Source organism: Streptomyces sp. CHD11, from assembly GCF_018638295.1.
Classification (GTDB): Bacteria; Actinomycetota; Actinomycetes; order Streptomycetales; family Streptomycetaceae; genus Streptomyces.
Map to the genome: position 1 here is coordinate 220,698 of NZ_JABTTS010000003.1, position 23,802 is coordinate 244,499.

Annotated in this window: 21 protein-coding genes; 8 read left to right on the plus strand and 13 right to left on the minus strand. The window is 70.8% G+C overall.

Annotated features, from left to right (window positions below):
• Positions 1-40 precede the first annotated feature (40 nt).
• The 4 genes from HTV45_RS04600 to HTV45_RS04615 all read right to left on the minus strand — a co-directional run bounded on the left by HTV45_RS04600 (position 41) and on the right by HTV45_RS04615 (position 4,881).
• Positions 41-1,480, minus strand: coding sequence for a GH1 family beta-glucosidase (locus tag HTV45_RS04600; RefSeq protein ID WP_215204281.1), 1,440 nt, complete (start codon positions 1,478-1,480; stop codon positions 41-43).
• Positions 1,481-1,556: 76 nt separating this feature from the next.
• Positions 1,557-2,477, minus strand: coding sequence for a carbohydrate ABC transporter permease (locus tag HTV45_RS04605; protein WP_215204282.1), 921 nt, complete (start codon positions 2,475-2,477; stop codon positions 1,557-1,559).
• A 12-nt stretch (positions 2,478-2,489) separates the two neighbouring features.
• Positions 2,490-3,485, minus strand: a complete 996-nt coding sequence (locus HTV45_RS04610; protein ID WP_215204283.1) for a carbohydrate ABC transporter permease — start codon at positions 3,483-3,485, stop codon at positions 2,490-2,492.
• Between the two features lie 88 nt (positions 3,486-3,573).
• On the minus strand, positions 3,574-4,881 hold the full coding sequence (locus HTV45_RS04615) for an ABC transporter substrate-binding protein (RefSeq protein ID WP_215204284.1): 1,308 nt from the start codon (positions 4,879-4,881) through the stop codon (positions 3,574-3,576).
• Between the two features lie 302 nt (positions 4,882-5,183).
• On the opposite strand from HTV45_RS04615, the gene HTV45_RS04620 reads away from it, so the two are divergent.
• The 4 genes from HTV45_RS04620 (at position 5,184) to HTV45_RS04635 (ending at position 8,611) form a co-directional block, all read left to right on the plus strand.
• Positions 5,184-6,197 carry a LacI family DNA-binding transcriptional regulator gene (locus HTV45_RS04620; RefSeq protein ID WP_215204285.1) on the plus strand — a complete coding sequence of 338 codons (1,014 nt, stop codon included), beginning with the start codon at positions 5,184-5,186 and terminating at the stop codon, positions 6,195-6,197.
• A 28-nt stretch (positions 6,198-6,225) separates the two neighbouring features.
• Positions 6,226-6,651 (plus strand): glutaredoxin domain-containing protein, encoded by a 426-nt coding sequence (locus HTV45_RS04625; protein ID WP_215204286.1) that lies wholly within the window; start codon positions 6,226-6,228, stop codon positions 6,649-6,651.
• A 370-nt stretch (positions 6,652-7,021) separates the two neighbouring features.
• The gene (locus tag HTV45_RS04630; protein ID WP_215204489.1) at positions 7,022-7,237 is read left to right on the plus strand and encodes a hypothetical protein; all 216 of its coding nucleotides are present in this window, start codon (positions 7,022-7,024) and stop codon (positions 7,235-7,237) included.
• 132 nt (positions 7,238-7,369) lie between these two features.
• Positions 7,370-8,611 (plus strand): SpoIIE family protein phosphatase, encoded by a 1,242-nt coding sequence (locus HTV45_RS04635; protein WP_308309138.1) that lies wholly within the window; start codon positions 7,370-7,372, stop codon positions 8,609-8,611.
• 188 nt (positions 8,612-8,799) lie between these two features.
• Here the strand turns inward: HTV45_RS04635 and HTV45_RS04640 are convergent, their stop codons facing one another.
• Entirely contained in the window at positions 8,800-9,528 is a 729-nt protein-coding gene (locus HTV45_RS04640; protein ID WP_251691245.1) for a TetR/AcrR family transcriptional regulator, read from the minus strand.
• Positions 9,529-9,628: 100 nt separating this feature from the next.
• Here HTV45_RS04640 and HTV45_RS04645 point away from each other — a divergent pair, with 100 nt between their 5' ends.
• The 3 genes from HTV45_RS04645 (at position 9,629) to HTV45_RS04655 (ending at position 12,302) form a co-directional block, all read left to right on the plus strand.
• On the plus strand, positions 9,629-10,741 hold the full coding sequence (locus tag HTV45_RS04645; protein ID WP_215204288.1) for a hypothetical protein: 1,113 nt from the start codon (positions 9,629-9,631) through the stop codon (positions 10,739-10,741).
• A gap of 14 nt (positions 10,742-10,755) precedes the next feature.
• Positions 10,756-11,346 (plus strand): ester cyclase, encoded by a 591-nt coding sequence (locus tag HTV45_RS04650; protein ID WP_251691247.1) that lies wholly within the window; start codon positions 10,756-10,758, stop codon positions 11,344-11,346.
• A 155-nt stretch (positions 11,347-11,501) separates the two neighbouring features.
• Positions 11,502-12,302 (plus strand): MBL fold metallo-hydrolase, encoded by an 801-nt coding sequence (locus HTV45_RS04655; protein WP_215204289.1) that lies wholly within the window; start codon positions 11,502-11,504, stop codon positions 12,300-12,302.
• Positions 12,303-12,442: 140 nt separating this feature from the next.
• Here the strand turns inward: HTV45_RS04655 and HTV45_RS04660 are convergent, their stop codons facing one another.
• The 3 genes from HTV45_RS04660 to HTV45_RS04670 all read right to left on the minus strand — a co-directional run bounded on the left by HTV45_RS04660 (position 12,443) and on the right by HTV45_RS04670 (position 16,221).
• Complete coding sequence (locus HTV45_RS04660; RefSeq protein WP_215204290.1) at positions 12,443-13,525, minus strand: lytic polysaccharide monooxygenase; 1,083 nt, start codon at positions 13,523-13,525, stop codon at positions 12,443-12,445.
• Positions 13,526-13,795: 270 nt separating this feature from the next.
• On the minus strand, positions 13,796-14,923 hold the full coding sequence (locus tag HTV45_RS04665) for a cellulose binding domain-containing protein (RefSeq protein ID WP_215204291.1): 1,128 nt from the start codon (positions 14,921-14,923) through the stop codon (positions 13,796-13,798).
• Between the two features lie 275 nt (positions 14,924-15,198).
• Positions 15,199-16,221: a LacI family DNA-binding transcriptional regulator gene (locus tag HTV45_RS04670; protein WP_215204292.1), complete on the minus strand. Its 1,023-nt coding sequence runs from the start codon at positions 16,219-16,221 to the stop codon at positions 15,199-15,201.
• Positions 16,222-16,906: 685 nt separating this feature from the next.
• On the opposite strand from HTV45_RS04670, the gene HTV45_RS04675 reads away from it, so the two are divergent.
• Positions 16,907-18,823 (plus strand): long-chain fatty acid--CoA ligase, encoded by a 1,917-nt coding sequence (locus tag HTV45_RS04675; protein WP_215204293.1) that lies wholly within the window; start codon positions 16,907-16,909, stop codon positions 18,821-18,823.
• Between the two features lie 24 nt (positions 18,824-18,847).
• On the opposite strand, the gene HTV45_RS04680 is transcribed toward HTV45_RS04675, so the two are convergent.
• From HTV45_RS04680 to HTV45_RS04700, 5 genes are all read right to left on the minus strand, one after another.
• The gene (locus HTV45_RS04680; RefSeq protein WP_215204294.1) at positions 18,848-19,420 is read right to left on the minus strand and encodes a GNAT family N-acetyltransferase; all 573 of its coding nucleotides are present in this window, start codon (positions 19,418-19,420) and stop codon (positions 18,848-18,850) included.
• A 111-nt stretch (positions 19,421-19,531) separates the two neighbouring features.
• Complete coding sequence (locus tag HTV45_RS04685; protein ID WP_215204295.1) at positions 19,532-19,990, minus strand: DUF1990 family protein; 459 nt, start codon at positions 19,988-19,990, stop codon at positions 19,532-19,534.
• The gene (locus HTV45_RS04690) at positions 19,983-21,200 is read right to left on the minus strand and encodes a cysteine desulfurase-like protein (protein WP_215204296.1); all 1,218 of its coding nucleotides are present in this window, start codon (positions 21,198-21,200) and stop codon (positions 19,983-19,985) included. Before HTV45_RS04690 ends, HTV45_RS04685 begins: the two co-directional genes overlap by 8 nt.
• 38 nt (positions 21,201-21,238) lie before the next feature.
• Positions 21,239-22,339 carry an AI-2E family transporter gene (locus HTV45_RS04695; RefSeq protein WP_215204297.1) on the minus strand — a complete coding sequence of 367 codons (1,101 nt, stop codon included), beginning with the start codon at positions 22,337-22,339 and terminating at the stop codon, positions 21,239-21,241.
• Between the two features lie 166 nt (positions 22,340-22,505).
• The gene (locus HTV45_RS04700; RefSeq protein WP_215204298.1) at positions 22,506-23,711 is read right to left on the minus strand and encodes a glycoside hydrolase family 64 protein; all 1,206 of its coding nucleotides are present in this window, start codon (positions 23,709-23,711) and stop codon (positions 22,506-22,508) included.
• Positions 23,712-23,802 lie beyond the last annotated feature (91 nt).

Consider the following 23,802-nt stretch of genomic DNA (forward strand, 5'->3'; position numbering starts at 1 on the left):
TGCCCGCCCGGGGAGGCAGACGGGCACCGCTCCCGGCGGGTCAGGCGCCGGGCAGGACCCCGCTGCGGACGACCTCGGAGTACCAGCGCGCGCTCGCCTTGGGGATGCGGGTGCCGGTCGGGTAGTCCACGTAGACCGCGCCGAAGCGCTTGCTGTAGCCGTAACCCCACTCGAAGTTGTCCAGGAGCGACCACAGGAAGTAGCCGCGCACGTCCGAACCGTCCACGATGGCCTGGTGGACGGCCGCCAGGTGATCCCGCACATAGGCGATCCGGGCCGGGTCGTTGACGTTCCCGGACGGGTCGGCGTAGTCGTCGAACGCCGCGCCGTTCTCCGTGATGATCAGCGGCAGCTTGGGGAAGTCGGACGAGAGCCGGCGCAGCAGGTCGTACAGGCCCGTGGGGTCGACCGCCCAGCCCATCGCGGTGCGTTCGCCGGGCGGCTGGTGGAACGCGACCCTGTCGGCGCCCGGCCAGGGGGTGTGGGCGCTGTTGCCGTGTCCGTCCGAGGCGTGGGTGGCGCTGCCGTCGGCCTCGGAGACGAGGGTGGGCGTGTAGTAGTTGACGCCGAGGAAGTCCAGCGGCTGGTTGATCTGCTGGAGGTCGCCGTCGCGCACGAAGGACCAGTCGGTCAGTTCCGCGGTGTCCTTGAACAGGTCCTCCGGGTACGCGCCCTGCAGCATCGGGCCGGTGAAGACCCGGTTGGCGAGCGCGTCGATCCGGCGGGCCGCGTCCGTGTCGGCGTCGCTGTCGGTGAGCGGCCGCACGTGGTGGATGTTGAGGGTGACCGAGCACTGGGCGGCCGCCGGGAGGCGGTCGCGCAGCGCCTGCACGGCGAGACCGTGGCCCAGGTTGAGGTGGTGGGCGGCGCGCAGGGCGGCGACCGGGTCGGTGCGCCCGGGGGCGTGGACACCGGAGCCGTAGCCCAGGAAGGCGCTGCACCAGGGCTCGTTGAGGGTCGTCCAGGTCTTCACCCGGTCGCCGAGGGCGTCCGCGGCGAGGGCCGCGTACTCGGCGAACCGCTCGGCCGTGACCCGCTCGGGCCAGCCGCCGGCGTCCTCCAGCTCCTGGGGCAGGTCCCAGTGGTAGAGGGTGGCGACGGGCTGGATGCCCTTGTCCAGCAGGTCGTCGACGAGACGCCGGTAGAAGTCCAGGCCCTTCTGCACGGCGGGGCCGCGTCCGGTGGGCTGGATGCGGGGCCAGGCGAGGGAGAACCGGTAGGCCTCCAGGCCGAGTTCGGCCATCAGCGCGACGTCCTCGCGCCAGCGGTGGTAGTGGTCGGTGGCGATGTCACCGGTGTCACCGTTGCGGACCCGGCCGGGGGTGCGTGCGTAGGTGTCCCAGATGGAGGGCGTACGGCCGTCCTCGGCAGCCGCCCCCTCGATCTGGTAGGAGGCGGTGGCCGAGCCCCAGAGGAAGCCCTTGGGGAAGGAACGGGCGGCGTCCGGGGCGGACGCGGTCTGCTGAGCTGCGGTGACCACGTAAGTCCTTTCGGGAGAGGGGGGTTCGCAGGCGAATGCCTGGTGGGGCGTGGTGCGGGCCGGGGGCGTGGCGTGGTCAGCCCTTGACGGCGCCCGCCATGATGCCGCTGACGATCTGGCGGCCGAAGACGACGAACATCAGCAGCAGCGGCAGCGTGCCGAGCAGCGCGCCCGCCATGATCAGTGACTGGTCGCGCACATAGCCGGCGCTGAGCTGGGTGAGGGCGACGGGGACCGTCGGGTTGGTCATGTCGAGCACCACGAACGGCCAGAAGAAGTCGTTCCACGCGTGCACAAAGGTGATCATGAACAGGACCGCCATGGCGGGCCGTGCGACGGGCAGCACGATGCTCCAGAAGATCCGCAGCGAGTGCGCCCCGTCCACGCGTCCGGCCTCGACGAGTTCGTCGGGCAGCGCCTCGGACAGGTACTGCCGCATGAAGAACACACCGACCGCGCTCACCAGCGTGGGGAAGATGACGGCGGGCAGCTGCTGCGACCAGCCGAGCTCGGCCATCATGATGAACAGCGGTACGACGCCGAGCTGCGGCGGCACCGCCATGGTGCCGATCACCAGCAACAGCAGGACGTTACGGCCCTTGAAGCGCAGCTTGGCGAAGGCGAACCCGGCCAGCGTCGCGAACAGCACCGTGGACAGGGCGATCACCGTGGCCACGATCAGGCTGTTGATCATGGCCTTGCCCATGGCCGCCTCGTCCCAGGCCCGGGCGAGGTTACTGAACAGATTCGGGCCCGGCAGGAAGGGTGGTGGCGTCTGGCTGACGCGGGTGTTGTCGGTGGAGGCGGCCACCATCGTCCAGTACAGCGGGAAGATGGACAGCACCGCCATGATGGCGAGCAGGACGTAGGCGAGCGGGCCGGCGTGGTGCTGGCGGCCGGCGCGCTGGCGCAGCAGCCGGCGGCCGCCGCCGGCCGGCTTCTCGGGAGGTGTCTGGTCCGGGGTCTCCGTCCGGACCGGGAGGCTGTGAGTGGTCATGACGACTCCAGGTCAGGACGTGCGGGAACGCAGGCGCTTGATCAGGCGCTGCACCACGAAGGCGAGGACGAGCAGCATGAACATCGCCCAGGCGACGGTCGCGGAGCGGCCCATCTGGTAGTTCTTCCAGCCCTCCTCGTACAGCAGCAGGCCCAGCGTCTGGTACTGGTTGTCCGCGCCTCCGGTGATGCCGTTCGGGCCCTGGCCGAAGATCAGCGGTTCACCGAACAGCTGGGTGGCGCCGATCGTGGAGAGCACGATGGTGAAGACGATGGTGGAGCGGATCCCGGGAATGGTGACGTGCGTGAACTGCTGCCACCGTGAGGCGCCGTCCAGGGAGGCGGCCTCGTACCGGTCGGCGGGGATGGCCTGCATGGCGGCCAGGTAGAGCAGGGCGTTGTAGCCGGTCCAGCGCCAGATGACGATGGTGGAGATCGCCGCCTGGGCGGGCCACTTGTCGGCCTCCCAGTTCACCGGGTCGATACCGACCGAGCCGAGAGCCCAGTTGATCATGCCGAAGTCACGCTCGAAGATCATGGTGAAGACGAGCGCGGCGGCGGCGACCGAGGTGGCGTACGGGACCAGCGAGGCGACGCGGAAGAACAGCGACGCGCGCATGCGGTAGTTGAGCAGGTGCGCCATGCCGAGGGCCATCATCAGCTGCGGCACCGTGGAGATGACGCCGATGGTGATGGTGTTCTGCAACGCGTTCCAGAAGCGTGAGTCACCCCAGAGCTCGACGTAGTTGTCGAGTGCCACCCACTCCATGACGTCGAGGGTGGCGAGTTCCACGTCGTGCAGGGAGATCCACGAAGTGTAGACGAGGGGGTAGAAACTGAAGGCGGCGAAGATGATGAAGAACGGCGCGATGAACGCGAACGGCGCGCCCTTGATGTCCAGTCGGTGCAGCAGCGCGCTGCGCCGCCGGGCTGTTTTCTCGCCTCCGGTCTTACGGGGCGTGCCTGGCGGCTCCTCGCCGGCCGGGGCGTTGGTGGTGGAGGTGGCCACCGGACTTCCTTCCTGAGAGCGGATGTATGAGCCGGGTCCGGGCCCGCCTGCCGGAGGCGGCGGGCCCGGACGACCGAGGGGCGACCGGTCAGCCGACCGCCTTCTCCACACGCTCCATGGTGGTGTCCCACGCCTCGTCACGTGAGGTCCCCTGCTCGATCAGGGCCAGGCCCTGCGAGAAGGTGTCCTTGATGGTGCCGTCCTTGCGGCCGAGGACCTGCTTGTCCGGGATCTCCTGCGCGGCAGTGCCGAAGATCTGGCCGATCGGAGCGTTGCTGAAGTACTCCGACTTGGCGTTCTTCACCGCGTCGCTCTCCAGCGCCTGCTGGGAGGACGGGATGTTGCCGATCTCCGTGAAGATGTGGGCCTGCTGCTCCGGCGCGGTCAGCCAGGCGACGAGCTTCTGGGCCTCTTCCTTCACCGGGCTCTTCTCGACCACGCTGAGGAAGGCTCCGCCCCAGTTGGCTCCCTTGGGCGCGGGGGCGACGTCCCACTTGCCCTTGTTCGCGTCACCGGCCTTCTCGCTGATGTGGCTCAGCATCCAGGCCGGGCACACGGCGGTCGCGAACGTGCCGTTGGCCAGACCCGGGTCCCAACCCGGCTGGAACTGACGCAGCTTGGCGGTGAGCCCTTCCTCACCGGCGTCGGCGGACAGGGCCCAGGCGTCCTTGACGACCGGGTTCTTGTCGTGGATCAGGTCGCCCTTCTCGTTGTAGTACTGCTCGGAGTGGCCGTAGACCATGGCGTTGAACAGGCCGCTGGCCGAGTCCATGAACGCCACGTCACCCCCCTTGTAGCCCTTCTTGAAGGTGCGGCCGGCCTCGACGTACTTGTTCCAGTCGCCTTCCCACAGCTTGCCGACCTCTTCGCGGTCGGTGGGCAGGCCGGCCTTCTCGAAGTAGTCCTTGCGGTAGCAGACGGCCATCGGGCCGATGTCGGTACCCAGGCCCAGCACCTTGCCGTCCGTGGTGCTGATCTGGGACTGCTTCCAGGGCAGGAAGTGGTCGGTGCCCGCTGTCCCGGTGAAGTCGGCGAACTTGTCGGACTGGGTCTCGGTGATCTCCTTGGCCCGGCCGATCTCGATGCCCTGGATGTCCTTCAGACCGTCGCCCGCGGCGAGCCTGGTCTGCAGCGCGGTGTAGTACGTCTGCTCGTCACCGGCGATCTCGGCCTTGATCTCGACATCGGGGTTCTCCTTCTCGTACTGCTCCAGGAGTCCCGTTTCCTTGATGCCCATCACGCCGAACAGGCCCATCGTGATGGTGACCTTGCCGTCCTTCTTGCTCCCGCCGGTGGCCGAATCGCTGCCTCCGCTGCAGCCGACGACGAGTGTCAGCGCGCCGACGGCAGCGGCTGTCGCCACCGCCTTCGTACGCAATGAACCGAGAGTGCCCATGGATCTCCTCCTAGCGACGGCGCTGACACATCGGAGTGACGAGTTTCGCGATGACTACAGCGGCTCTGGTAGAAGTGGGAACGTGCCCATTTCTCGGTGGGCACGTTCCCACCACGCATCGAAGACTCCTGGCTCATGGATGGATCTGTCAATAACTTGAAAACAACTTGTCATCACGAACCGGACACGGAGCCCGGGGGCCGGTCCGGGAACGGTGCGATGCCCGCGGCGGCGTCTGCAAGAATTGCCGCTGGTCACCTCCGCGGCAGGCATCCCCGCCGCGGCCGCCGAGGGGGGAGTACATGACCGGCAACCGCCGTCCCACGATCAAGACGGTCGCCGCCCGGGCCGGCGTCGGCCGCACCACGGTCTCCCGTGTCGTCAACGGTTCGGACCTGGTGAGTGCCGACGCGAGGGCCAGGGTGCTGGCGGCGATAAAAGAGCTCAACTACGTCCCCAACTCGGTCGCCCGGGGCCTGGTGACCAACCGCACCAACGCCGTGGCCCTGGTGATCCCGGAATCGGAGAGCCGGCTGGGATCGGAACCGTTCTTCGCCGCGCTGATCCGCGGTGTCAGCGGCGCCCTCGCCGAGAGCCGGACCCAGCTGCAGCTCATGCTGGTGCGTGACCAGGCCGAACGGGACCAGCTCACCGAGTCGGTGGCGACGCGGCGGGTGGACGGCGTGCTCCTGGTCTCCGTCCACAGCGACGACCGGCTGCCCGGCATGCTGGACGACATGGGCCTGCCCACCGTGCTCGCCGGCCGCCGTGACGCGGGCGAGCAGCTGAGTTACGTCGACTCGGACAACGCCGGCGGGGCCACCGAGGCGGTCCGGCATCTGCTGGGGAGCGGCCGGACACGGGTCGCGACGATCGCCGGCCCGCAGGACATGGACGTCGGCCGCAGCCGGCTCGCCGGGTGGCGCGTCGCCCACCAGGAGGCGGGCCGGCCGGCGGACGAACTGCTCATCGAGGCGGGCGACTTCAGCGAGGAGAGCGGCATCCGTGCGATGCGTTTGCTTCTTGAACGCGCGCCGGACCTGGACGCCGTCTTCGCCGCGTCCGACCTGATGGCGCTCGGCGCCCTGGCCGAACTGCGCCGCCAGAAGCGGCGGGTGCCCGGTGACGTCGCCGTGGTGGGCTTCGAGGACTCCGTGCTCGCCCGGCACACCAACCCGCCCCTGACGACGGTGCGTCAGCCGGTGGAGGAACTGGGCCGGACCATGGCCCGGATCCTCACCGACATCACCCAGCACGGCGCGCCTCGGCAGCAGTTGACACTGCCGACGGAGCTGGTGGTCCGGGAGTCGTCATGAGCCGGCTCCTCGGCAGCCCGGAACCGCCGTGAGGCGGGGCCTGGTACTGCCGGCGGTGCTGGTGGTCTGTGGCGCGGTCGCCGCCACGGCTCCACTGCTCGACGGATCGTACGGCGCGGGGGCTGCGCTGCTCGCGGCATCCGCGCTCTTCGCATGTGTGAACTCGCCGCTGGTTTTCCCGCGTTCGACCAGCGCGCGGGAGGCACAGCGGCGCAGCGCGCTCGACGGCCGGCCGGTCGTCTACTGGCGGCCGGGCTGCACGTACTGCCTGCGGCTGCGCCTCCGTCTGGGCCACCGTGCCCGGCGACTGCACTGGGTGGACATCTGGCGCGACCCGGAGGGAGCGGCCGTCGTGAGGGCGGCCAACGACGGTGACGAGACGGTGCCGACCGTCGTCGTGGCGGGCCGGGCACAGGTCAACCCCGATGCCACATGGGTGCGCGAACAGCTCTGACACCGCTTTGCTGCGAACGGGGTGGGGAGTGGTCAGCTCCTGCTCCACGGCTTCCGGCAGGACGTCACCCTACGGCGGGATGACTGTTCGCGGCAGCGGGCCTGCCGGGTGCCGCGCCACCCGGTCCGGCCGGCCGGCCACGCCCAACGCTGCCTGCTCCCGGCAATCGGGCGGCCCGCAAGGTTGCCGACCTGCCGACCGGTCACGGCCCGGAGGAACTGCCTATGGTCATCCCTGTGTGCCGGGAATCCTGGCCGGCGTCCGGTGCCGTCCGGAAGCTCCAGGTGAACCTGCGCAGACCGATCGCCCGACGAGTACGCCGTGTCCCCCGCCTGCGCGGCGCACTCGGCCCTGTCCCCTCTCCCCCGGAATGACCGCCATGCCGCGCCAGCACGAGTCCCGTGAACCCCCTTACCGACCGCAGGACCTGATCGACGAAGTCGTCGTCCGCTTCGACGCCTACGCCCGGGCGCGCGCGGCGAGCGAGAGCGTCTTCTCGACGGCGCGGGCGACTCCGCGCCAGGAGCAGCGGGCCTTCGACGACCTGCAGGCCGCCGTCACCCGGCTGCGCAACAGCCTGCGCTGAGCGGCATACGGCACGGGTCCGCGCGACGAGCGCTTCGCGCGGTGTCTCCGGTGGCCCCGCAGTCCGCCGCTCGCGGCCGGTCGCGTGGTCGAATACCGGTAGGGAGCCGGCGGACGGACTGGGAGAGCTTACGTGAACACACCGCGGATCGACTACGGGATGGTGTTCGCCGCGACGCCCAGCCCTTACCTGGTGCTGGCCCCCGATCTGCTGATCGTCGCGGTCAACGACGCGTACCTCCAGGTCACCGACCGGACGGAGGAAGAACTCGTCGGCCGGTACCTCTTCGAGGCCTACCCCGGCAATGCGGCGGATCCGGCCGCCAGCGGCGTGCGCGACCTGGCCGCCTCCCTGGACCGGGTTCTGCGCTCCAAACAGCCGGACACGATGGCGGTGCAGAAGTACGACCTGCCCGTCACCGGGCGTCCCGGGGTGTTCCAGGAGAGGTGGTGGTCACCCGTCAACACCCCTGTTCTCGGGCCCGGCGGAGAGGTCCAGTGGATCATCCACCGGGTGGAGGACATGACGGAGTACATGCTGTCCCGTCAGCCTCGGAACGAGCGGGAGATCATGGGCGCGGAACAGGGTGCCGTCGTGGCCGAGCTGTTCACCCGCGCGCAGGACCTCCAGGTCCTCAACGAGGAACTGCGCGACGCCCACGACTGGGAACGCCGAACCGCCCTCGGCCTGCAGGAGGTCATGCTGCACTCTCCGGACCTGGCCGGGCACCGCGAGATCGCCGTGCGCTACATGCCCGCCACCCGGTCACTCAACGTCTGTGGTGACTGGTACGACGTGGTCGATCTGCCCGACGACAAGTTCACCGTCGCGGTCGGTGACGTGGTCGGTCACGGACTGGAGGCCGCCGCCGTGATGGGTATGCTGCGCAGCGCCCTGTCCGCCGCCGTCCGTGCCATCTCCGAACCCGGCAAGGCCATGGACGTCCTCAGCGGGTACGCCCGTACGTTCGAGAGCGCTCTGGCCACGACCGCGGTCAAGGCGGTCGTCGACCGCCGCAACCGCCGCATCACCTACACCAGCGCCGGTCACCTCCCGCCGGTTCTGTGCCGTCCGGACGGCACGGCCGTCCTGCTCGACCAGGCGACCGACCCGCCCCTCGGTGTGGTGACCGATCAGAGGCCGCGCCCCCAGGCCACGGTGCACTACAGGCCGGGTGACACCCTGGTGCTGTACACCGACGGTCTCGTCGAGCGCCGCGGCGAGGACATCGACGCCGGGCTGTTCCGCCTCTCCGACGCCGTGGGCCGCCACGCCCGGCTGAGTCCCGAGGATCTGGCCGACACGCTGCTCACCCACCTGGGCGTGGCCGACGGTGGCCCCGACGACATCGCGCTGGTCATCGTCCGCCTCTGACCCACCGTCCTGTGCCGCCCGCCCCGTCGCCCCCGGTGCGGCGGGTGACGGGGCGGCCGTGGGCGGTACCGGCTGCGGTGCCCGCGGTGGTGGCGGCGGTGCGGTGGGTGTCCAGTGGGGCATGAACGCCCGCCGGGTTCAGGCGCTGCGGCGATGACATCGACCCGCTCCGTCCCGGCAACCGGGAGTCAGCCGCCTGTGCGGTCCTCACGCTCACCTGCGCCGGGGTGCGATGCGCTGATCCGGTCCAGCACCAGTGCGGTGGCGGCTCGGACGGTGTACGCGTACTCCGCGGCGCGGTCGAACCGTGCGAGATGCGGGGCCGCTTCGGTCACATGGGGAAGACCGGAGTTCTCCAGCATCGTTCGCCGTGCGGCGATGCTGTCCTTGTCCGACGTGCCCAGAGTGGGGCCCGCCTGGACTTCTCGGAGCAGGGTGCCGATCAGCAAGGCGAGGAGGACACGCATCAGCTGCACGGATTCCCCGTTCGGGACCCCTGCTGATCTCAGGACGCTCAGGAGCGCTTCGACCGGTGCGAGTCCTTCGAAGGATGCCATCTGACGCGTGAGGACCAGGGGTGCGGCTTCGGGGTGGAGGAGCGCACGCTCACGGAAGGCACCGGCGATCGCGGGCAGGTCGGTGCGCAGGTCGCCGGTCGCCGCCGGGATGCGCACCCCGCCGAGCACATGCTCGGCGACGGCGTCGAGGAGCCCGTCCTTGCCGTCGACGTGGTTGTAGAGGCTCTTGGCGTCGACTCCCAGGACTCGCGCGACGGAACGCATGCCGACGCCGGAGACCCCCTCGGCGTCGATGACCTCGAGGGTGGCGTGGACGATCACGTCCTTGGAGAGCTGCGCGGTGCCCTTGGGGGGCCTGCCACGGCGAGCCCCGGCGTGGGCGTCCACTGATCGGGTCATGCCGTTCATTGTGCCGCAGCCCATTGTTCGTATCCACGGCGTGGGTATAACCTCCCCCGCAGATATCCACGGCGTGGGTAAATCTGTGTGAGGAGTGGCGATGCACTTCCCCTGGACCAGTACAGCGGTGACCGACCTGCCCACGGTCGGCACAGCGGTCGACACGGTGACCGACCTCTCCCGCTCCGGGGAGCCACCCGGAACGCGGCTGCGGATCGCACAGCGGCAGGCTGCGGCGTTCCGCGACGAGTTGGCGTCGACCGGAACGCCGGACAGCATCGTGACGTGCGACCTGGTGACGTTGCCCTATCCGACGAGGTTCGGGCTGTTCCGGGCCTCGATGGCGCCGGCGCCGTTCCTGTCGATCACGAACCGGATGCAGGTCATCCGCTGGACCGAGTCCGACGGACGCAAGCGGGTGCTGCTGTTCGAGCCGAGCGACCACGAACTGGGGCGGTACACGCCGTACTTCGACACGCTCGCCCAGCGCACACCGCGCATCCTGGAGCGGCAGTTCGTCACCGTGCACGGCACGGTGCCCGGCCACCTGGCCCGGCTGGGGATCGAGCCGGCGGAGGTGGACTACCTGATGTTCGATCACCTCCACACCCAGGACCTGCGGCGCTGGGTGGGGACCACCGCCTTCCAGGACGATCTCGGGCAGACACCGAAAGCGGCGTTCCCCCACGCGAAGGTGATCGTGCAGCGCGACGAACTGGTCGCGATGGCGGACCTTCACCCGTTGCAGAAGCCCTGGTACCAGCCCGGCGCCTACGCGGACGTCCCCGCCGCGGCGTTCCTGCCGGTGAACGGCTCGGTGGTGCTGGGTCCGGGCGTGGCGGTGGTGAAGACGCCCGGACACGTGTTCGGCAACCAGTCCTTGGTCGTCAACACCGACACCGGGATCTGGGTGTCGAGCGAGAACGTGATCGCCACCGAGGCGATGGTCCCGGAGCACTCCCGGCTGCCCGGCCTGGCGAGGTGGGCCCGCGCGTGGCAGCAGGAGGTCGTGCTGAACGCGAACACGATCGAGACGACGGCTGATCAGTACAACTCGGCCGTCATGGAGAAGGCCCTGGCCGACCGCAGCCAGGTCGATCCGCGGTTCCCGCAGTTCTTCCCGTCCAGTGAGCTGACCGGCGCCTGGACCAATCCCGGCACGAGACCGACCTTCACGCACGGTGCCATCCGCCACGGCGCCCAGCCCGTCTGAGACAGGAGACGCAGATGCCCGCCACACCCGACGCCCCAATGCCTCCCGCCCGGTTCACACTGCCCGCCGAAGCCGTCCTGCGTGCCCGGGAGCGGCTCGTGCTCGACCACTTCCGGGACGAGGTCCGCCAGGACTGGGACGCGACGCTCTCCACGTTCCCCCACCCGCACTACGAGCTGATCGCGCAGATGCTGGTGCACGACGGCGACCGTGAGGTCCGCGGCTACTACCAGGACACCCGGGTCGCGTTCCCCGACCAGGCCCACGAGCTGATCGCCTTCAGGCACAGCGCCGACGCGGTGATCGTGGAGTTCTGGCTCATGGGCACCCACAAGGGCTTCCTCGGCAGGATCCCGCCGACCGGTTCGAAGCACCGCACCCGGATGACCGCGTACTTCATCTTCGACGAGAACGAGAACCTGGTCACCGAGCGCGTCTACTTCGACCAGCTCACGGTCCTCAAGCAGCTGACAGCGGGCCTCGACAAGCGCCGTCCCGCCGGACTGCTCAGGCTGCTCCGCGTCCTGCGCGGCGCACTCTCCTCGGCCAGGTCGAACCCCGATCCGCGACTGTCGAACACCACCCCGCCGGACCTCGACAACTGAGACCGCCCTCCACCGCACAAGGACCGTGGCTGCCGACGCCCCCCGAGCCCGCGAGCCGCGCGCTTCGCGCAGGTCCACGCCGTCGGCCCCCGCCGCGCCGACCCGTACGCACGCTACGGCGCTCCCGCAGGTCACCGACGAGAACTGAGACAGCCATGAAGGTCCACCACCTCAACTGCGGCACCATGCGCCCCTGGCGAACCCCGGACGGACTGGTCTGCCACGTCCTGCTCGTCGAGACCGACGACGCTCTGGTACTCGTCGACAGCGGCATCGGGCTCCAGGACGCGGCCGACCCGGCAGGACGCTTCGGACCGGCACGCTTCTGCGTCCGCCCCGCCTTCGACACCAGCGAGTCAGCCATCCGCCAGGTGGCCGCGCTCGGCTACGACCCGCACGAGGTCCGCCACATCGTCCTCACCCATTTCGACGCGGACCACACCGGCGGACTCAGCGACTTCCCCTGGGCCGAGGTCCACCTCACGGCCACCGAGAACCAGGCTTCCCTGCACCCCAGGGGAGTGGTGGAGCGGGGCCGCTACCTCCCGTCCCACCGCGCCCACGATCCGCGGATCGTCCCGCACACCCCCGGTCGCGGCGAGCCGTGGCGGGGGTTCCCCCACGCCACGGAACTCGCAGACGTCGCCGCCGGGATCGTCATGATCAGCTTGCCCGGCCACACCCGGGGTCACGCCGCCGTCGCCGTCGACGCAGGCACCCACTGGGTTCTCCACGTCGGTGACAGCTTCTACCACCGCGGACAGATCGACGGTACCGGCCGCGCCCCGAAGTCCCTCACCGCCATGGAGCGACTGATGGCCTCCGACCGGTCCGGAGTCAGAGGCAACCACCGTCGTCTGAGCCGGCTCTGGGCCGACGACCCTGCCGACCTGCTGCTCGTCAATTCCCACGACCCCGTCCTGCTGCACCGGGCCCACAGCAGAACCACACCGTGAGGACCCGATGCGGCGGCGGTGCGCTCAGGTCGGTGTCGTCCGACCGGGCCGGAGCGAACCGGGGCCCCGCACCGTGACGCGCGCGTCACGGTGCGGGGCCTTCCGGCCGGTCGCGTGGATCACGGTCCCCGGGACCGTCGCTACGGCGCCACGCAGCCGATCGTTCCCGCCGGGAAGTCATTGCCCGACGAGGTGGCCGTGAAGCCGAACGTCACGCTCCCGTCGGGCGGGATCACCCGGTTGTGGTCGACGTTCCCGACTCTCACCGTGCCGTCGGAGCCGGTGGACAGGGAACCGTTCCAGGCACTGCCGATCCTGGTTCCGTCACCGGGCTTCCACTGCACGGCCCAGCCGTTGAGCGGCGACGTTCCGTGGTTCATCACCTCGACCGAGCCCTGGAACCCGCCGCCCCAGGAGTTCACCACGTTGTACACGGCCATGCAGGAGCCGGTGTGCTCGTCCGGGTCCGTGGGAGTCGGGTCCGGGTCCGGGTCCGGGTCGCCGCCCGCGTCCCCGATACCGGTGACCTCGCCGTTGCCGCCGTCGAAGACGACGTCGGAGCAGGAGAAGAAGTTCTCCTGGCTGTCCGAACGCACCCACTGCATGAAGATCAGCGCGTCCCCGGAGCGGCCGGAGGGCAGGTTGAGATTCCAGTGGTAGTGACCGCCGTTGGTGCCCGGTGAACCTTGCTGGGCCGGATCGGTGACGGTCTGGATGAGCTGCAGGTCGTTCCAGCCGAGCTGCGAGGTGGGCGACCAGCCGGGCTTGGTGATGTACACCCGGAAGTCACCGGGGTGGGCGGCCCAGTTGCTGTACTTGACCTTGATCGTGGAACCGGAGGTGAGGTGCGTCCGGGGCCAGTCGGAGCGGGCCGCGTTGTACGCGGAGAAGTCGTACGGGGACCGGTCGCCGGCGCTGCAGAGCGTTCCGTCCGGGACGTAACCGGCGCCACGGCCGCCCGCGTTGGAGTCCAGCACGGCGAACCAGTTGTACAGCGCCGTGGCACCGCTCCGGTTCAGGGCGTCCCGGCACGCCGGGTTGGACGGGTCCAGCGCTCCGGTGCCGGTGACGGCGTCGAGCTGGCAGAGGTAGGTGCGCGAGCCGGGCATCATCGACACGCCGTGCGCCTGCGCGTCGTTCTGCCACAGGAAGCTCAGGCCGAGCCCTCCTAGGAGGGTGGCCAGTACCGCTGCCAGGGAGAGCAATCTGTTGCGTAGGGCCATGGGATCTCCTGTGCCTGTTGTGGGGTGGAAGGAGCAGCCAGCGGGGTCGGATCGGGTGGCGGGAGTGGAACCCTGCCCGTCCGGGGAGGGGCGTCGTCCGGACGGGCGGGGGGCGCGGGGGGCGGATGGCCGGGGCTGGTGCGCGGGAGTCGGGCCCGCGCTGACGGCGAGGGAGGAAGAGCGGGCCCCGGAGCGGGCGGTCACGGCCGACGCGCGCACTGCCCGCCGTAGGGACCGGGGGCCGCATACGTGAACCGGCAGCCGGGCCGGTCACCTGGTCGAGCAGACGGAGCCGTTCAGGCGGAACGCGTCCGGCTGTGCGAAGGAGCCGCTGTAGGTTCCCTGGAAGCCGAAGCTCTGGCTCTCACCGGGCGCGATCCGCGCGTTGCTTCCCGTCGCACTGGCGGTGACCGCTCCGGAGGAGGGGGTGACGGACGCGTTCCAGGCGTTGGTGACGCGCTGCCCGGAGGGCAGGGTGAAGGCGAGCGACCAGCTGTCGAGGGGAGCCGGGCCGGCGTTGTTCACCGTGACGTTCGCGGTGAAGCCGCCCGGCCAGACGTTGGTGGCGTACGACACCGTGCACACCGCCGGGTCACCGGGGTTGCCCGGGTCGCCGCCGCCGGTCTCGATGCTGGAGGAGAAGGAGTTCACCGTGAGCCCCGCCCCGTTCTGCCAGGGCTCGAATCCCGCCTGGATACTCGTCAGGTACCAGTCGTTCTGGGCCATTCCGCGTGCGACGGTCTCCCGGACGAAGTCCATGACGTCGAAGCTCCAGCTGCCGATCGCCGACGGCGCGACGAACGACAGCACGTCGTTGGTCCCGTTGCCGCCCGACCAGACCTGCCAGCTGCGTCCGCCCACGGTGGCCGTGCCGACCTGGGAGCCGATCGGCTGGACCGGGCCCACCTTGGCGAACCAGATCATGATCTCGGTCCGGTTGACGCCGTCGGTCCGCGGCGTCGGGTCCAGCCAGATGTCGTACGAGGCGTTGTACACGGCGTCGCCGACATAGCCGTAGGAAATGCTGCTGGGCGCGCGGGAGATGTCACCGACCCGGGCGGGGAGCTCGGTTCCCGGCGAGCAGTTGGTGTAGTGACAGCCGTTGAAGACCGACGGGTACGACTTCGGGGCACCGTTGGTGGGAACCGAGCCGTCGGCCCGGGTGACGCGGAAGCCGGTGTCCGTGGTGGTGACGCACTGGGGGTCGCTGGTGCCCCAGCGGTTGTTCTGGACGACGTAGCGTCCCTGGATGGTGGTCGATCCGAACTGCTCGCAGACCGTGGTGTCGGCCTGGGCCGGAGCCGTCGCGGTCACCAGCGCCGCGACCACGGCGAAAACGGTGAGAAGCGTCGCGAACAGGCCGCGTGGGGCGCGGGTCAGGTGCCGTAACCGTCGCATGCGGGGGGCCTCTCCAGGAGGGTGCGGGGGCGATCGGCGGGAGCGCTCCCGCCTCCCCATGTGATGGGAGCGCTCCCATTTGTGGTTCGGGACGGGACTGTAGAAGGCTCACATGTCCCTGACAAGGGTGCGGGCAGAGACGCGTCGCACCTTTTTCGAAACCGCAGGTCGGCAGGGTGATCCATCGGGGCGCCGCACGCCGGGAGCGCTCCCGAAACATTCGGTGCGTGCGGTCCCGCGCACGGAGGCGGCGGCAGGACGGGCCAGGGTCAGGGTCAGGCGGAACCTCGGCGTACCAGTTCCGTACGGAGGATGACGTGCCGCCAGGCCACCGCCGAGTCCTCCATCTCCTCCAGGAGCAACCGCACCATGGTGCGGCCGATGTCCTCCAGGGGCTGGCGTACGGTGGTCAGTTTCGGGTCGGTGTGCTGGGCGAGCGGGAAGTCGTCGAAGCCGATCACCGCGACGTCCTCCGGCACCCGGCGGCCGGCCGCGCGCAGGGCACTCAGCGCTCCCGCGGCCATGGTGTCCGAGGCGGCGAACACGGCGTCGATCTCCGGGGCCCGCTCGAGGAGTCCGGCGGTCGCACGGCGTCCGCTGTCCTCCGAGAAGTCGCCCTCGGCGATCCAGGAGGGCCTGCCCTCGATCCCGGCCCGCCGCAACGCCTCGCGGTATCCGCGCAGCCGGCACTGGGCCACGTACATGTCGAGCGGCCCGGTGACGGTGGCGACCGAGCGGCGGCCGGAGTCCAGCAGATGCGTCACCGCGCTGCGGGCGCCGCCGGCGTTGTCCGCGTCGACGTAGGTCACGCCCTCGTCGCCCGAGCGCCGTCCCAGCAGGACCGTGGGCAGTCCCACGTCGGCGAGCATGTCGGGGAGCGCGTCCTCGGCGTGTACGGACATCAGCATGACGCCGTCGACCCGGCCGCCGCGCGCGTACTCCACGAAGCGCCGGCGTTCGGCGTCCGTGCGGACCAGGGTCAGCAGCAACTGCACCTTGGTGTCGGTCAGCGCGTCGCCGACGGACCTGACGATCTCGGAGAAGAACGGCTCACCGAACATCCGCCAGTCCGGCTCCGTCATGACCAGCGCGACGGCGTCGGCACGCCGCCCGGCCAGCGAGCGGGCGGCGAGATTGGGGACGTAGCCCAGTTCGGCGACGGCCCGCTGCACGGCACGGCGCGTCGATTCCTTCACGCCCGCCGCGTTGTTGATGACACGGGAGACGGTGCCCCGTCCCACACCGGCGAGCGCGGCCACCTCCTCGAGCGTCGGTGTGCCGGGACGCTGCCTGACCATGACCACCCCCACGAGATCACCTGATCCTACGGGGCCCGGGGCCCGGTGCGGCCGCTCTCCTCGCACGGCGCCATGCTGTCCGGCGACCGGGGACGGCGCACGGCCGGCCCCCCGGCGGACGTTTCCCTCAGGTCGACGGAGGATCACCCACCGGTCCGGGCGGGCCTCTCCGTACCCGCTTCGAGACGCACCCTCGAGACTTCGTACCGCACATTCCCGCTCGCCCCGGCTCCACAGTCAGCGGTGCGCCCCGCCCGGGCGCCGAGAGGCACCTGGCGACGGCGACGGTGCGCCGGCTGGACCCCGACAGCCGTACCCCGCACGAGGAGGCGGGCGATCCGGAGGCCGACGGTCTCGCCGGCTCCGTCTGGCAGGCGCGGCGCGGTCCGGCGGTCACCGCGACCGCGGCCTGGTCACCGACGCGCCGCGCTCCCCCGGCCACCGTCACGGCGCACTGCCCGGTGCCCCGGGGCTCGGTGAACTCTCCGAGCGGGCCGGGTCCCCTGGCGGAGCGGACCGGGGACGGCGACATCCGCGCGAACTGGCCGAGGCGATCCGCGCCCCGCCGACCGTCTCGGCCGACCCCGGCCCATTGACTCGTCGTTACGCACGGGTAAGTTGACTCCTGAGTAAGTAAGCACGGCAGCAACCAGCACGAGAGCATCAGCCGCGACCAGGAGCCGTCATGGGCGTACGCAAGGATCTGAAACGGGCGAAGGGACGCACCGACCTGGCGGGTCGGGGCGGAGTGGAGACCGTCAGGGACGAACGGGGCATCGTCCGTGAGGCCCGTACGGCGGTCCTCGCCGGGCGGCAGATCACCGGCAGCACCGCCGACATCCCGTTCACCAACGCGGCCGAGGCCCCCGACGCTGTGGTCCTGCGCCGCGAGCGGGCCGGTGCCTGGCACCCGGTCACGGCGGCGGCCTTCGCCCAGGAGGTCACGGCCGTGGCGAAGGGGCTGATCGCCGCCGGGCTGGAACCGGGCGACCGGGTCGCGGTGATGTCGCGCACCCGCTACGAGTGGGCGGTGCTGGACTTCGCGATCTGGTCGGCCGGCGGCCTGACCGTGCCGGTCTACGCGACATCCTCGCCGGAGCAGGTGGAGTGGATCGTCCGTGACTCCGGGGCCCGGCACATCGTCACGGAGACCGCCGGGAACACCGCCACCGTGAAAGCGGGCACCGCCGCCCACAGCACGCCGCCGCGCGTGTGGGAACTGGACGCGGACGCCCTCGCCGACCTCACCGCACTCGGCGGTGGTGTGCCCGACGAAGAGGTCACCGAGCGGCGTACCGCCCTGACGCCCGACACCGTGGCGACCGTCTGCTACACCTCCGGCACCACCGGCCGCCCCAAGGGCTGCGTCCTCACCCACGCCAACCTGTACGCGGAAGCGGCCAACACCGTCGAGCTGCTGCACCCCGTCTTCAAGGAGGTCACGGACCAGGTCGCCTCGACCCTGCTGTTCCTGCCGCTCGCCCACATCCTCGGCCGCACCCTGCAGATCTCCTGCCTGATGGCCCGGATCGAGGTCGGCCACTGCCCGAGCATCAAGCCGGACGAACTGCGGCCCAAGCTCAAGGCGTTCCGGCCGACGTTCCTGGTGGGCGTGCCCTATCTGTTCGAGAAGATCCACGACACCGGCCGCGCCACCGCCGAGAAGCTGGGCCGTGGGGCCTCCTTCGAGCGGGCCCACCGCGTCGCGGTCCGTTTCGGCCAGGCACACCTCGACCGGTTCCTGGGCCGCGGCAAGGGCCCCGGACCCGGTCTGTACGCCGCGCGGGCGCTCTACGACCTGCTGGTCTACCGCAGGGTCCGCAAGGAGCTCGGCGGGCGTGTGCGGTACGCCATCAGCGGCGGCTCCCCGCTGGAGCGCGACCTCAATCTCTTCTTCTACGCGGCCGGGATCATGATCTACGAGGGGTACGGCCTGACCGAGACCACCGCGGCCGCCACCATCGTCCCTCCGCTGGCCCCCCGTCCCGGCACGGTCGGCCTCCCGGTCCCCGGTACCGCGGTCCGGATCGCGGACGACGGTGAGGTGTGCGTCAGGGGCGACATCGTCTTCGGGTCGTACCGCAACAACCCGGCCGCCACGGACGAGGTGCTGAAGGACGGCTGGTTCACCACCGGTGACCTGGGCTCCCTGGACGAGGACGGTTATCTGACCATCACCGGGCGCAAGAAGGACATCATCGTCACCTCCGGCGGCAAGAACGTCTCCCCCGCCGTCCTGGAGGACCGGCTGCGCAGCCGCCCGCCCGTGGGCCAGTGCCTCGTCGTCGGCGACAACCGGCCGTTCGTGGCGGCGCTGATCGCCCTCGACCCGGAGGCGGTCGCCCACTGGCTCTCGGTGCGCGGGCTGCCCGCCGGCACCCCGGTGTCCGAACTCGTCCGCGATCCCCGGATGCGGGCCGAGGTGCAGAAGGCAGTGGACCACGCCAACGAGGCGGTCTCCCGTGCGGAGTCCATCCGTGCCTTCACCCTGATCGAGGGCGAGTTCACCGAGGAGAACGGACTGCTGACCCCGTCGCTCAAGGTCAGGCGGCAGCAGGCGCAGGAGGCGTACGCGGCGGAGATCGCCGCGCTGTACTCCTGAGACCCGGGCCCCGCCCGGGGTCCGTCAGCGCAGGTCGAGCCGCATCAGCACACGGGGATGTCCGGACAGGACCGAGGTGGTGTCGGCGGCATGGGTGAAGCCGGCCCGCTCGAAGTTCTTCCGCAGGCCGGGGTATGCCATCGTCTGGTCGACGCGCGCGTCGCCGTTGTCGAGGGGGTACGCCTCGATCGCGGGGGCGCCCCGGTCGCGGGCGAGCGCGACCGCGCCGGCGATGAGGGCGTGCGAGAGGCCCTTCCGCCGGTGCCCCGGACGCACCCTGATGCACCACAGCGACCAGACCGGCAGGTTGTCGACGTGCGGGATCTTGCGGTTGCGCGCGAAGGACGTGTCCGCGCGGGGTGCGACGGCCGCCCAGCCGACCGGCTCCTCGCCGTCGTAGGCGAGCACGCCGATGGGTACGCCGGTCCGGCACAGTTCGGCGACGTACTCGCCCCTGGCCGGGCCGCGGAGCTCCTTGTCGAGCCTGGAGGGGATGCGGTAGCTCAGGCACCAGCAGACGTTCGCCCCGGGCGACTTGGGGCCGAGCAGGGCCCGTACATCCTCGAGGACGGAGGCGGGGCGGACGTCGATGGCCATACCTCCACGATGTCACGCCACCTCGGGAGGCGCCCCGCCGTCGGCCGTCAGCGCGCGGAGGTAACGGGCTCGGGCGCCGCGCTGGGCGAGGAGCAGGACGGGGAAGAGGAATCACCAGGGACCCGCCGGCGCCGCCCGGGTCAGTGAGCGCAGGGTCAGCAGGACACGGCCGTCCCCGTCCCGGTGCACGATGAAAGCCTCCTCCCCGCTGACCGGATGTCCCCGCCGGGTGCCGTAGGCGAAGCCGCACCGGTCGCCCGTCTCCACCACGGCGACGACCTCGACCGGCTCACGGACGGTGAACCGGCCGGGTCCCGCCGTGATGGTGTACCGCCCGCCCTCCCGCACCCTGAGACCGCCTCCGTCGGCCGGGATGACGGAGAAGCCGCTGCGGCGTTTGACCTCCCAGCGCACGACGGCGTCCCCGGCCGCCGCCCAGGTGTCCGCTCCGTACCCGATCGTCACGGTTCGCTCGTACCGGCGGAACCCGGACGGCGACGCGGGCCGGATCGGGGCGGCCGGGGCGGTCGCCCCGCGGGCGGGACAGGTCAGGCCGGTGTCGTCACTCATGCGCCGGCTGCTCCAGGAAGGCCGCGAGGCCGGCCAGCAGCCGGTCGACGTCCTCGGTGCCGGTGTACGGGGCCAGGCCGATCCGCAGGCCGCCGGTGTCCCCGAGGCCGAGGTGGCGGGACGCCTCCAGGGCGTAGAAGCTGCCGGAGGGCGCGTGGACGCCGCGCTCCGCGAGGAAGCGGTAGGCGTCCTCGGTGCGACGGCCGTCGAGGGTGACCAGCAGGGTCGGGGTGCGCCGGGCGGCACGGGAGCGGACGGTGACCCCGTCGAGGGCCGTCAGACCCTTCTCGAGCCGCTCCCGGAGCACCGCCTCGTGCTCCTCGAGCAGTTCGTAGGTCCTGGCCAGCCGTTCCCGGCGGCCGCCGGCCGGCAGCCCGGAGAGGCCGGCCAGGAAATCGACGGCGGCACGGGTGCCCGCGAGGAACTCGTAAGGCAGCGTACCGAGCTCGAAGCGCTCGGGCACGGCGTCCGTGGAGGGCAGCAGCTTGTCCGGGCGGAGGGTCTCCAGCAGCTCGGGGCGGGCGGCGAGGACCCCGTGGTGCGGGCCGAGGAACTTGTAGGGGGAGCAGACGAAGAAGTCCGCGCCGAGCGCCTCGGTGTCGACCAGCTTGTGCGCGGTGTAGTGCACGCCGTCGACGTACAGCAGGGCGCCCGCCTCGTGCACGGCACGGGCGATCTCGGCGATCGGCGGGATGGTGCCGATGAGGTTCGAGGCGGCGGTGACGGCGACCAGCCGGGTGCGCCCGGAGAGCCGGGCCCGGATGTCGTCGGCGGTCAGTTCACCCGTGTCCGGGTCGAAGTCCGCGTGGCGGACGGTGACGCCGGCCCGTTCGGCCGCCTGGACCCAGGGGCGGATGTTGGCGTCGTGGTCCAGGCGCGTGACGACCACCTCGTCACCGGGTGACCAGCCGGCGGCGAGGGTGCGGGCGAAGTCGTAGGTGAGCTGGGTGGCGCTGCGCCCGAAGACGATGCCGGCCGGGTCGGCGCCTAGGAGGTCGGCCATGGCGCGGCGGGCCTCGTCGACGACGGAGTCGGCGTTGCGTTCGCCGGGCAGCAGGGCGCCGCGGTTGGAGAGGGGCCGGGACAGCGCGGCGCCGATCGCCTCGATGACGGGCAGCGGCGTCTGGGTGCCGCCGGGGCCGTCGAAGTGTGCGGTGCCGGAGGCCAGCGCGGGCACCTGGGCGCGCAGCGCGGTGAGGTCGTACGTCATGGAGGGCTTTTCCTCTCGGTGCGGTGCCGGCGTGCCGGTCAGGTGGGCGAGCCGTCGCCCGGCGCGGGTTCCCGCGGCGGGTCGGTGAGCTGCTCGCGCAGATAGTTCCAGACGACCGCGACCAGCGCGGCGACGGGTACGGCGAGCAGGCTGCCGACGATGCCGGCCAGGCTGCCGCCGAGGGTCACCGCGAGCAGGACGACGGCCGCGTGCAGTCCGAGGCCCCGGCTCTGGATCATGGGCTGGAACACGTTGCCCTCGAGTTGCTGCACCACGACGATGAGGGCGAGCACGAGCAGCGCGTCCGTCAGTCCGTTGGACACCAGGGCGATCAGTACGGCGACCAGTCCGGCGAACAGGGCGCCGATGATGGGCACGAAGGCGGACACGAAGGTCAGCACCGCCAGTGGAAGCACCAGCGGGACGTCGAGGATCCACAGGCCCAGACCGATGAGGACGGCGTCGAACAGGCCGACCAGCGCCTGGGACCGCACGAACGACCCCAGGGTGAGCCAGCAGCGCTTGGCCACGACCGGTACGTCGGTGGCGAGCCGGCCGGGGAGCTGGCGGCGCAGCCAGGGCAGGAACCGCGGACCGTCCTTGAGGAAGAAGAACATCAGGAAGAGCGCCAGTACGGCCGTGACCACACCGCTGACGACGGTGCTCACGCCGGTGACGGCGGTGGTGGCGATGGCCCCGGCGCTGTCCTGGAGGCGGGCGGTCGCGGAGTCGAAGGCGCCCGCGATCTGCGCGTCGTCGATGTTCAGCGGCGGCCCGGCGGCCCATTCGCGCAGCCGCTCGACACCTTCGACGACACCCTCGCCCAGCTCGCCCGACTCCGAGGCCACGGGAACCGCGATCAGCGCGACGGTGCCCGCCGCCACCCCCAGGAACAGCACCGTCACCACGGAGGCGGCCAGCGCGGGGGCCATACCGCGCCTGCGCAGGTAGCGGGCCGGAGGCCAGGTGAGCGTGGTGAGCAGCAGACCGACCACGAGGGGCCAGACCACCGGCCACATGCGGCCCAGTAGCCACAGCACCACCGCGGCCGCCACCAGGACCAGCAGCAGTTCACCGGAGACACGCGCCGAGGTGCGCAGTGCGGAACGGGTTTTCCCCGCATTCAACGTGGCAGACATGGAGGCACCTTACGGGGCCCCCGGACCCCTGCGATCACCCGGGACCGCGGGAAGTACCACCGGTTCCGGGCCTCCGGTGCGGACCCCGCGGCCCGTACGGAGGCGGAGGCGGAGGCGCGCCTGCCGCGCGCCGTCGCCTCCGCCGGTACCCGCCGTACGAGAGCGGTCAGTTGAAGGGGGCCAGCGTCAGGGAGGCCTGGCGCGGGTTGCCGTCGTGGACGAGTGACTCGTGGGCGCCGACGTCGTCGAAGGCGAAGCCGTAGGCCTTCCCGTCCGCCATGTGCGCGTGGATGATCCGGGAGTAGTGGTTGGTGACGGGCTCCCGGTAGAAGCCGGCCGCGCTCGCATCGGGCTGGTGGGGGTTGTCGAGGAGGGTGGTGCGGTTGAAGCCGGCGCACAGGGTGCGCGAAATGGGCCCGCGTACCTGATCGTTGGGGGCGTCGAGATGGCGGTGGCAGCCGAAGACGGACGAGGCGTCGGGCTTCTGGAAGCTGGTGACGACGGCGCCCGAGCTGTTGGTGAAGTTCATGACGCCGCCGGACACCCGTCCGGTGTACCTGATGTCGGGGCGGTCGCCGAAGGGGGTGACCGTCAGTGTCGTGCCGGAGTACTTCTGCCAGACACGGTTGATGTAGTCGTTCATGATCGACGCGGGCAGGGCGCCCGTCTCCACTCCGTACAGCGGGGACAGCGCACGCAACACGGTGCCGTCGGGACGGGTCTGGATCAGGCCGGCCCAGCCCCCGGACTGACCCCTCAGGGCGTTGAAGACCCCGTTGTATCCACCGGGCTTGAGGCTGCCCGCGCTCAGTGAGCTGCCGTCGGCGCGCTGCACGCCCACGGTGTAGGGCGCGGAGAACATGTCGACCTGGGTGCTGTTGATCCACAGGCCGTCGTCGTTGAGCGTGTACTCCGACCAGTTGAACAGGATGTTCCGGTTGGGGTCCGTGGGGTTCTGCACGGCGGGCTGCACCAGGCCGCCGGTGGTCAGCCTGAAGGCCATCTTCTGGCCGTAGGAGAAGTAGACGCGGCCGGAGAACTTCGGCATGCGGATGGTCTTGGTCTGTCCTGCCGCCGGGCCCGGTATCGAGGCGTCGGGGGCCGGCGTGGGCGGGTTGCCGCCCGCGGGCCAGGCGTGGAACGTGCCGTTGGCGTCGGCCCAGCCCTGCCGGCCGGTGGACAGCTGGGTGCCGAGGTTGTAGACGTACACCTGCTCACCGCGGGCCGAGTTGTTGGTGATCGTGAGGGGGATGGTGTCGGGGACCGCGGCGTGGGCGGGGGACGACACCCCGGTGGCGAGCAATGAGCCGCCGAGCGCTGTTGCAAGGCTCAACACCATCGCCGTGAGGCGGCGTTTGAGTGTGGGCAGCATGCTCCTACTCCGTTCGACTGTGGCCGAGAACCGTCCTGAGAGCGCTCTCAGAGCGTCCCGCCCTGGTATGGACCTGTCAACGGTCTGGGAG

Bases quoted from the DNA above. Each gene is read 5' to 3' on its own strand.
- HTV45_RS04605 (WP_215204282.1), bottom strand. From the start codon at position 2,477: ATGACCACTCACAGCCTCCCGGTCCGGACGGAGACCCCGGACCAGACA.
- HTV45_RS04615 (WP_215204284.1), bottom strand. From the start codon at position 4,881: ATGGGCACTCTCGGTTCATTGCGTACGAAGGCGGTGGCGACAGCCGCT.
- HTV45_RS04620 (WP_215204285.1), top strand. From the start codon at position 5,184: ATGACCGGCAACCGCCGTCCCACGATCAAGACGGTCGCCGCCCGGGCC.
- HTV45_RS04630 (WP_215204489.1), top strand. From the start codon at position 7,022: ATGACCGCCATGCCGCGCCAGCACGAGTCCCGTGAACCCCCTTACCGA.
- HTV45_RS04640 (WP_251691245.1), bottom strand. From the start codon at position 9,528: ATGACCCGATCAGTGGACGCCCACGCCGGGGCTCGCCGTGGCAGGCCC.
- HTV45_RS04645 (WP_215204288.1), top strand. From the start codon at position 9,629: ATGCACTTCCCCTGGACCAGTACAGCGGTGACCGACCTGCCCACGGTC.
- HTV45_RS04650 (WP_251691247.1), top strand. From the start codon at position 10,756: ATGCCCGCCACACCCGACGCCCCAATGCCTCCCGCCCGGTTCACACTG.
- HTV45_RS04655 (WP_215204289.1), top strand. From the start codon at position 11,502: ATGAAGGTCCACCACCTCAACTGCGGCACCATGCGCCCCTGGCGAACC.
- HTV45_RS04660 (WP_215204290.1), bottom strand. From the start codon at position 13,525: ATGGCCCTACGCAACAGATTGCTCTCCCTGGCAGCGGTACTGGCCACC.
- HTV45_RS04665 (WP_215204291.1), bottom strand. From the start codon at position 14,923: ATGCGACGGTTACGGCACCTGACCCGCGCCCCACGCGGCCTGTTCGCG.
- HTV45_RS04670 (WP_215204292.1), bottom strand. From the start codon at position 16,221: ATGGTCAGGCAGCGTCCCGGCACACCGACGCTCGAGGAGGTGGCCGCG.
- HTV45_RS04675 (WP_215204293.1), top strand. From the start codon at position 16,907: ATGGGCGTACGCAAGGATCTGAAACGGGCGAAGGGACGCACCGACCTG.
- HTV45_RS04680 (WP_215204294.1), bottom strand. From the start codon at position 19,420: ATGGCCATCGACGTCCGCCCCGCCTCCGTCCTCGAGGATGTACGGGCC.
- HTV45_RS04685 (WP_215204295.1), bottom strand. From the start codon at position 19,990: ATGAGTGACGACACCGGCCTGACCTGTCCCGCCCGCGGGGCGACCGCC.
- HTV45_RS04690 (WP_215204296.1), bottom strand. From the start codon at position 21,200: ATGACGTACGACCTCACCGCGCTGCGCGCCCAGGTGCCCGCGCTGGCC.
- HTV45_RS04695 (WP_215204297.1), bottom strand. From the start codon at position 22,339: ATGTCTGCCACGTTGAATGCGGGGAAAACCCGTTCCGCACTGCGCACC.
- HTV45_RS04700 (WP_215204298.1), bottom strand. From the start codon at position 23,711: ATGCTGCCCACACTCAAACGCCGCCTCACGGCGATGGTGTTGAGCCTT.